At 67.3% G+C, this 7,660-nt stretch carries 8 protein-coding genes; 4 read left to right on the top strand and 4 right to left on the bottom strand.

What is annotated here, in order from left to right; translation table 11 throughout:
• The coding region (locus tag GF405_01675; protein MBD3366866.1) for a DUF89 family protein at positions 1-187 on the top strand (187 nt) is incomplete at its 5' end.
• Here the strand turns inward: GF405_01675 and GF405_01670 are convergent.
• Both GF405_01670 and GF405_01665 read right to left on the bottom strand, forming a co-directional pair.
• A complete protein-coding gene (locus GF405_01670; protein ID MBD3366865.1) occupies positions 184-1,479 on the bottom strand; it encodes a hypothetical protein in 1,296 nt (431 codons plus the stop codon). The genes GF405_01675 and GF405_01670 overlap by 4 nt on opposite strands.
• Positions 1,469-1,792: a metalloregulator ArsR/SmtB family transcription factor gene (locus GF405_01665; GenBank protein MBD3366864.1), complete on the bottom strand. Its 324-nt coding sequence runs from the start codon at positions 1,790-1,792 to the stop codon at positions 1,469-1,471. Before GF405_01665 ends, GF405_01670 begins: the two co-directional genes overlap by 11 nt.
• A gap of 221 nt (positions 1,793-2,013) precedes the next feature.
• Here GF405_01665 and GF405_01660 point away from each other — a divergent pair, with 221 nt between their 5' ends.
• The 3 genes from GF405_01660 to GF405_01650 all read left to right on the top strand — a co-directional run bounded on the left by GF405_01660 (position 2,014) and on the right by GF405_01650 (position 5,497).
• Positions 2,014-2,658, top strand: coding sequence for a DUF47 family protein (locus tag GF405_01660; GenBank protein MBD3366863.1), 645 nt, complete (start codon positions 2,014-2,016; stop codon positions 2,656-2,658).
• 62 nt (positions 2,659-2,720) lie between these two features.
• On the top strand, positions 2,721-3,767 hold the full coding sequence (locus tag GF405_01655) for an inorganic phosphate transporter (protein ID MBD3366862.1): 1,047 nt from the start codon (positions 2,721-2,723) through the stop codon (positions 3,765-3,767).
• A 143-nt stretch (positions 3,768-3,910) separates the two neighbouring features.
• The gene (locus GF405_01650) at positions 3,911-5,497 is read left to right on the top strand and encodes a PDZ domain-containing protein (GenBank protein ID MBD3366861.1); all 1,587 of its coding nucleotides are present in this window, start codon (positions 3,911-3,913) and stop codon (positions 5,495-5,497) included.
• Here GF405_01650 and GF405_01645 read toward each other — a convergent pair.
• Together GF405_01645 and GF405_01640 are read right to left on the bottom strand one after the other, a co-directional pair.
• On the bottom strand, positions 5,443-6,657 hold the full coding sequence (locus tag GF405_01645) for an aminotransferase class V-fold PLP-dependent enzyme (protein MBD3366860.1): 1,215 nt from the start codon (positions 6,655-6,657) through the stop codon (positions 5,443-5,445). The genes GF405_01650 and GF405_01645 overlap by 55 nt on opposite strands.
• On the bottom strand, positions 6,654-7,640 hold the full coding sequence (locus GF405_01640; protein MBD3366859.1) for a hypothetical protein: 987 nt from the start codon (positions 7,638-7,640) through the stop codon (positions 6,654-6,656). The genes GF405_01645 and GF405_01640 overlap by 4 nt, the downstream gene beginning before the upstream one ends.
• Positions 7,641-7,660: the final 20 nt, after the last annotated feature.

Below are 7,660 nucleotides of genomic sequence, written 5' to 3'. Positions count from 1 at the left end.
GGCCGGGGACGCGTTCAGGGACCTCTTCGACAGGGCCGATCTGGTGATCGCGAAGGGGCAGGGGAACTACGAGACGCTGAGCGGCGTGTCGCGCGAGGTCGTCTTCCTGCTGCGGGTCAAGTGCCCGGTCATCGCTCGGGACATCGGGGCCACGGTGGGGGACTGCCTGGTGCGCGCAGCGTCCTAGCCGCCGGCCAGCCCGAAGACGACACCGGTCCCCGTCGCAAGCGTCACAACGAGCGCCAGGTAGACCGCGGTCTTCTTTGTGCCGACGACGCTGTGCATGATCAGGACGTTCGGTATCGACACGGCCGGCCCCGCCAGCAGAAAGGCCAGGGCCGGGCCCTCGCCCATGCCGGCGCCCATGAGTCCCTGGACGACCGGCACCTCTGTCAGCGTACAGAAGTACATGAGGCCGCCCGCCAGGGCGGCGATCACGTTCGATCTGATGGAGTTCCCGCCGACGAGCATGTTGATCCACCGCGCGGGGATCAACCCGTCGTGCCCCGGCCGTCCAAGCAGAGCCCCGACGATCACGATGCCGACGAGGAGGAGTGGCAGGATCTGCTTGGCGAACTGCCACGATCCATCCATCCAGCGTCTGGTCTCACTGGTACCCGTACCGGCGATGAGAATGAGCCCCGCCACGCCGGCGAGGAACGGTACGAGCGGTCGGCCCGGTGCGACGAGCGACAGGATGAGGACGATGCCCCCGACAAGTCCCGCCAGCCAGGTCTTCACGCCGAACCACATGACGAGCAGCGCCGCCAGCAGAACCGCAGCGCCGCCGGCGAGCGGCCACTTGATCGAGTAGACGACGTGCCAGAACCCGCTCTCGGACGTCGCGTGTCCCCAGTTCGCGAACGCGAGGATGGCCACCATGGTCGCGAAGGTGACGAGCGACTTCCAGGCCGGACGCTCCGACTCCGGTTCGGGAAGCTGCATCGTCTCCTCGGCTCTGGCAGCCTCTCCCTTCCTGAAGAAGAGGTGCATGAGGAGCCCGATGACGATGCTGAAGCCGACGGCGCCGACGGCGCGCGCGACACCGATCCTCGGTCCGAGGACCCGCGCGGTCAGGATGATGGCGAGCACGTTGATGGCCGGGCCTGAGTAGAGGAACGTGGTCGCGGGGCCCAGCCCTGCGCCTCGCGAGTAGATGCTGGCGAAGAGGGGGAGAATCGTGCAGCTGCAGACGGCCAGAACGGAGCCGGAGACCGACGCGACGGCGTACGCGACGCCGCGGTGGGCCCGCGCTCCGAGGTACCGCATCACGGCCGACTTCGAGATGAACGCGCTGATGGCCCCCGCGAGGAAGAAGGCGGGGAGGAGGCCGAAGAGCATGTGTTCTCTCGCGTACCACTGGACGAGAGCGAGCGCCTCGGAGATGGCGTTCCTGACCGGGCCGGCTTCGAACGGCACGAAGTAGAAGACGAGAAAGAGCGCGACCACGAGCACCAGAGTGCGGATGTCATGCTTCATCATCGGGGGAGGACGCTCCTTCCCGTTCAACGAGGGCCGCACAGCCGAGAAACGAGAGCACGCACGGCGTCAGCAGGCGGTAGTAGACGTGCTGTCCCTCACGCCGGCCGGCCACGATGCCGACCGAGCGCAGCACGCCCAGGTGACGCGAGACCGTCGACTGGTCGCTTCCCAGAAGCTCGGTCAGCTCGCAGACACACTCGGGCCCCCGCGAGAGCCGCTCGACGATCCGAAGCCTCGGCTCGCTGGCGAGCGCCTTGAGGACCCGCGCGTCGCGTGTGAAGTTCCTGTCCTGCCGTTGGTCAGAGTTCATACAGTGGAGTATATGCAGTTCTGGCCATATATGCAAGTGTTAGCTTCCTGTTAAGAAATCGGATCCGCGCGCCTTGATGGACGGTTCGTTCTGGCGTATGCTCGGCATTGACACAAGAGCCCGTGGGCGGGGGACTTCCGGGAGGCAGACAGGCGTCGGCCTCCCGGAAGACTTCGGGCCCCCGGCGCCGCGGGTATGCCGGAAAGGACGCGAGGTGACCGATGGAGAAGATCTTCTCGAAGACGAAGGCCCTGGAGGCTCAGATCGGGCGATTCCTGGACACGGCGACCGACGTCGGACTCCTGTTCCAGGAGGCCATCAAGGACTACATGCACGGCGAGGTCGACAACTTCGAACGGCGCAGGGAGCGTGTCAGCGAACTCGAGAAGGAGGCCGACCGCCTGCGGCTCGAGATCGAACGGCAGCTCTATACGTACACGCTGATCCCTGAGTCCAGAGGCGACGTGCTCGGCCTCCTCGAGCGCACGGACGAGGTGATCAATGCGGCGAAGACCGCGCTCATGCGGTTCTCGGTGCAGCGCCCCAGAGTGCCTGAAGACCTCAGCGACGATTACATCGAGCTGGCATGCTTCGGCGGACGCGCCGTCGACGAGCTCATCCTCGGCATCCGCGGGTATTTCATGAACGACCGCACCGTCACCGACCGCGCGCACAAGGTCAAGTTCTGGGAGAAGGAGGCCGACGCCGTAGCCGAGCGACTGAAGCGCAGGATCTTCGACAAGGACATCGAGCTTGCGCGGAAGATCCACCTCGACGACTTCGTGCTCTACATCGACATGGTCGCCGATGAGGCCGAGGACGTGAGCGAACGCCTGACCATCTCCGTGATCAAACGGTTCATGTAGGCCCCCGTCGGCTCCGGTCCTGTCGCGAGCGACACCGGCCGGTGCCCGGGTGGAGGACCTCGATGCTGCTGTTCTTCCTGTCCAGCGGGCTCGTACTCGGCTGGACGCTCGGCGCGAACGACGCCGCCAACGTCTTTGGCACCGCCGTCGCGACGAAGATGGTACGGTTCCGGACGGCCGCCGTCACGGGCGGCATCTTCGTGACCGTCGGCGCCGTCATCTCCGGCGCCGGTCCGGTGGACACGCTCGGCGACCTGGGGGCGGTCAACGCGCTGGCCGGTTCGTTCATGGTCGCGCTTGCCGCGGCACTGGCTGTCGCCCTCATGACGAAGTCGGCGCTGCCGGTCTCGGTCTCCCAGGCGATCGTCGGCGGCATCGTAGGCTGGAACCTCTTCACGGGCACGGAGACCGATCCGGCGCTTCTCTCGAGGATCGTCGGAGCCTGGGTGGCATCGCCGGTCCTGGCCGGCGTCATCGCGGCAGGTCTCTACTGGCTCCTGCGGAGGTCGCTCGCCTGCTGCCGGATCCACCTTCTCAGGCTCGATACGCTCACCCGAGTCGCGCTCCTCGCGAGCGGCGCGTTCGGGGCCTACGCGCTCGGAGCCAACAACATCGCCAACGTCATGGGTGTCTTCGTGCCGGCCTTCCCGGAAGGTAGCGTGCGGTTCGGGGCCGGTATCGGGCTCTCCAACGCGCAGGCGCTCTATCTCATCGGTGGGGTCGCGATCGCCGTCGGCATCTACACCTACTCGCGGAGAGTGATGATGACCGTCGGCAGGGACCTCTTCCGCCTGACCCCTCTGATGGCGCTGATCGTCGTGCTCTCACAGTCGATCGTCCTCTACGCTTTCGCATCCGAGACGTTCCACGGATGGATCGTGTCGCTCGGTCTTCCGTCCCTGCCTCCAGTACCCGTCTCAAGCTCCCAGGCGGTCATCGGTGCCGTGCTCGGCATCGCCGTGGCGCGCGGGGGGCGGGGCGTGCGGTTCGGCATCCTGGGACGCATCGCGGCCGGTTGGGTGGCCACGCCGGCCATCGCCCTCATCATCACGTTCGTCGGGCTCTTCTTCCTCAAGAACGTCTTCGACCTGACGGTTCACATGCCGTAGTCTCCTTCCCTGGAGTCGTCGTTCGATCGGCCGCCATCTGTCACCGGGGGCACCCGGTGGCCCGGTCCTCGAACCAGACAGGTCCTTCGAGAACGTGTCATCGGGCCTTCCCGCTGACCGCTTCCACAGGAGAGGGGGAGATGATGAGGCATCCGTTGTACTGGCTGGTCGCAGTCCTGCTCGCCGTCCCGGCGGGGCAGGCTGCCGGCGCCTGGCAGGACGACCTCGCGGCGGTGCTCGACGCGGAGACGGGAAGCGAGCGGGACGCGGCCCTCGAGGCAGTCGTCTCCGCCGGTCCCGACTGGCGCGAGGTCGCCCGCCTCCTCGAGGCGCGTGAGTACGCCGTGCCGGACTCTCTCGGTCGATCGCGTCTCCTGATGCACGTCTGCTCCGACGGCGTCGAGCGGCCCTGGGTCGTCGTCGTGCCGGAGAGCTACGACCCGGAGGTCGAGACGCCGCTTCTCGTCGTGCTCCACGGAGGCGTCTCGCGCGCCGACATCGAGGAGGACCCGCTCTCGTACGGGCGCGAGCACTCGCTCGTGACGGCAGCCGTCGAGGCGGGGATGATCGTCGTGCTGCCGTTCGGGCAGGAGGGGGCGACCTGGTGGGACGAGGTCGGCATGGCGAACATCTCGGATCTCGTGCGCTGGGCGAAGCGCGAACACAACATTGCGGACGACCGGGTCTGGATGGGCGGTTTCTCCGACGGCGCGTCGGCGTCGTTCCTTCACGCCATGGTCGCGCCGAACGACTACGGAGCGTTCGTCGCGCTGAACGGACACATGGGCGTTGGAAGCCTCGATGGGGACCTCGCCACCTACGCGCCCAACATGGCGATGACCCCGGTCTACGCGGTGACGACGTTCGATGACGGGCTCTATCCCTCGTGGCGCATGCGCCCGACCGTCAGGATGGCGCAGGAGGCCGGGGCCGACATCCTCTACCGGGAGCTCCCCGGCGGGCACGACTTCAGCTACGACGAGACGGAGCTTCCTCTGATACTCGATTTCCTCGACCGGCATCCGAGGGACCCGCTGCCCCCGAGGATCGCCTGGGAGACAGCCGTCTCCGACTTCGGGGCCTGCAGGTGGCTCGAGATCGACCGCGTCGTCACCGGGGAGCCCGCGCCGTGGCACGTCGACCACAACGTCGGCCTCGTGGACGATCGCGTGACCATCGGGTTCCACTCTGACTACGAGTCGGACGTCGAGGGTGTTCTCGTCTCGAGCATCGTCGAGGGCGACTATCCGGCGAGCCGGATCGGGCTTCTGGCGAACGACGTCATCGTCGAGGCGGACGGGATGAAGCTGGCGTCGCTCGACGACCTCGATGTGTGGAAGAGTGGGGTCGAACGCGGTGACGACTTCAGGATGGTCGTCCTGAGAGAAGGCGAGCGCGTCGTACTCGACGGCTCGCTGCCGGAACCGGCGAACTACCTGCTCTTCAAGCGGGAGAGACCCTCGGGCAAGGTCCGAGCGCTGTCGTCCGGGAACCGCGTCGAGCTCCAGACGTCGCGGATTGCGCGCCTGAAGATCCTCGTGCATCCGGCGATGTTCAACCTGGACGAGCCGGTGACCGTCGTGGCCGACGGCGACACTGTCTTCCACGACGTCGTCGAACCGAGCGTCGGGTATATGCTGCAGCGCTATCTGCGGGACCGGGACCGCGAACTGCTCTACGTTGCGGAGATCCCGATCGAGCTGATCTCGGAGACGGCGTCGGCCAGGTAGGCGTACTGCTCGGCGGTGTTGTAGATCTGGGCGGAGATGCGGAGGATGCCGGCCGGGCCCGACGGGCAGGCCAGCACCGGGACCTCGATGCCGTAGCGCTCTCTCAGAATCTCCTCCATCGGGTCGAACGAGAGCGCCGTCGTGGTGAAGTGGTAGGTGCCGCGCCCCAGCGGGACGGCGGCCAGCGTGCCGATCATCTCGTCGGGGCAGGCGACCGGAGCGTCGAGCGCCTCGGTCAGGATGCGCCGGGCCCGGAGTGCCAGCGAGCGGTTGCTCTCTATGAGCTGCTCCCAGCCTCCGGGCAGGAGCGAGGCCAGGAAACGGAGGGCCTCCGGCACGGCGAGATACGCGCTCGGATCCCACGTGCCGGTCCAGTCGAACTCCAGCCGGAACCGGGAGCGGTCCTCACGCTCCGCGTTCGCCCCGTGGCTGATGGTGAGCGGACGGATCACCTCCTGTTTGTCGCGGCGGACCCAGAGGAACGCCGCCCCCTTCGGTGCGCACATCCACTTGTGGCAGTTGCCCGTGTAATAGGTCGCGCCCAGCCTGTCGATGTGGAGCGGCAGCATGCCGGGGGCGTGCGCGCCGTCGACGAGCGTATCGACACCGCGCTTTGCGAGCGACACGCACAGATCCTCCGCGGGCATGACGACGCCGGTCAGACTGGTGACGTGGTCGATGAGGCAGAGCCTCGTGCACGGCGTGACCGCGTCCATGACCCTGGCGAGCACAACGTCGCTCGACGCGATGGGGAAGGGGATGTCGACGACGCGCACGGACGCCCCCGACCGCTCGGCGACGAAGTCGAGCGCGTTCCGGCTGGCGTTGTACTCGTGTGTGGTTGTGAGAAGCTCGTCGCCCTCCTCGAAAGAGAGAGAGCGCAGGACGGTGTTGACGCCCGTGGTCGCGTTGGGAACGAACGCGATGTCGTCGGCCTCGGCTCCCACGAAGCCCGCCAGCGCGGCTCTCGCTTCATCCAGAAGCGGCTCGAGCTCCCTGACGAGGAAGCTCACCGGTCCCCGTTCCATCCGCGCCCGGATCCTCGACTGATACGACAGGACCGGCAGCGGGCAGGCACCGAACGAGCCGTGGTTCAGGAAGACGACGTCCGGATCGAGCGACCAGTGCGCCGCGAACGGCGAGGGGGCGGGCTTCTTCATGCGCCCCGGATCTCCTCGAGCCGGGACTTTCGCTTGGCCCAGTCGTCCGGTGCCCAGTCAGGCATCCCCGCCTGCTCGAGCTCATCGAGCGCCTCGGTCATGAGCTCGATGGCGACCGCGCGCTCTCCCTCGGCGTACGCGATCTCGCCGAGGTCCCACCGGCTCATGCCCATCCACTCGATGCCGTTCGGACTGCCCTTCTCGTGCATGCGCTCGGCCGTATCGAAGACCTCGCGCAGCATCAGCTTGGCGTCCGCCAGGCGACCGAGCTTCATCTTCGCGTGGGCCACGGAGTAGTCGGCGATGAGCTTCGACAGTGAATCACCGTGCTGATAGTGATACTCGCGCGCCCGCTCGAGCGCGTCGAGCCCCTCCTCGTAGCGGCCCGCGTCGATATAGTCCCATCCGAGGTTGTTCCAGAGCGGGCCGAGCCAGGAGCCGAGTCCTCCCGAGTCGGCCATCGCGATGCCGCGTCGTGCCCACTCGAACCGCTCCTCGGGAGAGCCGGTCAGGGCGACCATGTGGGCCGCGTCGACCGCCCGCTCCCACTGCTCGCGGCTGCTGCAGTAGTCGAACATCTCCCGGAAGGTCTCGCTCGCTCCGGCCGGGTCCTCGTCGGCCTGCCACTCGAAGCGGCCGCGAACACCGAGGAACCGTGAGTAAGCAGGGGGGTCGGTGATGTCCGCCCGGGCCGCCGCCTGATCGAGCCAGCGGCGTCCCTCGTCGATGCGTCCGGCGATGAGATGGGTCCGCGCGCGCATCGCGCAGGCCTCGACGAAGGTCGTGGTGTCGCCTGCGGCGATCGCCTCGTCGGCGATCTCCTCGTACTCGGCTCCGGCCTCTTCGTAGAGCCTGGCGTTGAAGCTCTCGTCCGCCTGCTCGAGCCGCTCGGCGAACGGCGTCTGCTCCTCGCCGCAGCCGGACACAAGCAGAGCGGTCGCCGCCAGAGCGACGAGAACGACGATCGGGCTGGACCAACGCATGTGTTCCTCCTCGTGCAGGG

Source organism: Candidatus Effluviviaceae Genus V sp. (assembly GCA_014728125.1).
GTDB lineage: Bacteria > Joyebacterota > Joyebacteria > Joyebacterales > Joyebacteraceae > WJMD01.
The sequence above is the reverse complement of the archived record's forward strand: the minus strand, read 5'-3'. Positions and strand labels throughout refer to the sequence as shown.

What these genes read in the sequence shown, in the direction of transcription:
- GF405_01670 (MBD3366865.1), bottom strand. Translation starts at nt 1,479, where the DNA reads ATGAAGCATGACATCCGCACTCTGGTGCTCGTGGTCGCGCTCTTTCTC.
- GF405_01665 (MBD3366864.1), bottom strand. Translation starts at nt 1,792, where the DNA reads ATGAACTCTGACCAACGGCAGGACAGGAACTTCACACGCGACGCGCGG.
- GF405_01660 (MBD3366863.1), top strand. Translation starts at nt 2,014, where the DNA reads ATGGAGAAGATCTTCTCGAAGACGAAGGCCCTGGAGGCTCAGATCGGG.
- GF405_01655 (MBD3366862.1), top strand. Translation starts at nt 2,721, where the DNA reads ATGCTGCTGTTCTTCCTGTCCAGCGGGCTCGTACTCGGCTGGACGCTC.
- GF405_01650 (MBD3366861.1), top strand. Translation starts at nt 3,911, where the DNA reads ATGAGGCATCCGTTGTACTGGCTGGTCGCAGTCCTGCTCGCCGTCCCG.
- GF405_01645 (MBD3366860.1), bottom strand. Translation starts at nt 6,657, where the DNA reads ATGAAGAAGCCCGCCCCCTCGCCGTTCGCGGCGCACTGGTCGCTCGAT.
- GF405_01640 (MBD3366859.1), bottom strand. Translation starts at nt 7,640, where the DNA reads ATGCGTTGGTCCAGCCCGATCGTCGTTCTCGTCGCTCTGGCGGCGACC.